This window comes from Bacillus sp. LR_5 (genome assembly GCF_042709275.1).
Genome location: NZ_JAVAXX010000600.1, coordinates 1 through 1213, shown reverse-complemented (window position 1 = coordinate 1213; position 1213 = coordinate 1). Strand labels below are relative to the sequence as shown.

The 1213-nt window shown below is 45.8% G+C and carries 1 pseudogene; it reads left to right on the top strand.

The features are described from left to right. Nucleotides 1-1213: pseudogene (locus tag RAC86_RS38845) on the top strand (DNA-directed RNA polymerase subunit beta); the annotation flags it as partial.

Here is a 1213-nt window from a genome sequence, read left to right as displayed (position 1 = left end):
TAATCAGAGACTTGCTGAAACGCTTGTTGACCCTGAAACAGGAGAAATCCTGGCTGAAAAAGGTCAGATTCTTGATAGAAGAACACTAGATAAAGTACTGCCATACTTAGAAAACGGAATCGGTTTCAGAAAGCTGTATCCGAATGGCGGTGTTGTTGAAGATGAAGTAACTCTTCAATCGATTAAAATCTTTGCTCCGACTGATCAAGAAGGAGAACAGGTTATTAATGTAATCGGCAATGCTTACATTGAAGAAGAGATTAAAAACATTACGCCTGCTGATATTATTTCTTCCATCAGCTACTTCTTCAACTTGCTGCACGGAGTAGGCGACACAGATGATATCGATCATCTTGGAAACCGCCGTTTGCGTTCTGTAGGTGAGCTTCTCCAAAACCAATTCCGTATCGGTTTAAGCCGTATGGAGCGTGTGGTTCGTGAGAGAATGTCAATTCAAGATACGAATACAATTACACCTCAGCAGCTGATCAATATTCGTCCTGTTATTGCGTCCATTAAAGAGTTCTTTGGAAGCTCTCAGCTTTCTCAATTCATGGACCAGACGAACCCGCTTGCTGAATTAACGCATAAGCGCCGTCTGTCAGCATTAGGACCGGGCGGATTGACACGTGAGCGTGCCGGAATGGAAGTACGTGACGTTCACTACTCCCACTATGGCCGTATGTGTCCGATTGAAACACCTGAGGGTCCGAATATCGGTTTGATCAACTCACTTTCATCATATGCAAAAGTAAACCGTTTTGGCTTTATCGAAACGCCATATCGCCGCGTTGACCCTGAAACAGGGAAGGTAACGGGCAGAATCGATTACTTAACTGCTGATGAAGAGGATAACTATGTTGTCGCTCAAGCGAACGCTCGTCTTGATGACGAAGGCGCATTTATTGATGACAGCATCGTAGCCCGTTTCCGCGGGGAGAACACCGTTGTTTCCAGAAACCGTGTAGACTACATGGATGTATCGCCTAAGCAGGTTGTTTCTGCTGCGACAGCATGTATCCCGTTCCTAGAAAACGATGACTCCAACCGTGCCCTCATGGGAGCGAACATGCAACGTCAGGCTGTGCCTTTGATGCAGCCGGAAGCGCCATTCGTTGGAACTGGTATGGAATACGTATCAGGTAAAGACTCTGGTGCCGCTGTTATTTGTAAACACCCTGGTATCGTTGAACGCGTAGAAGCGAAAAACGTA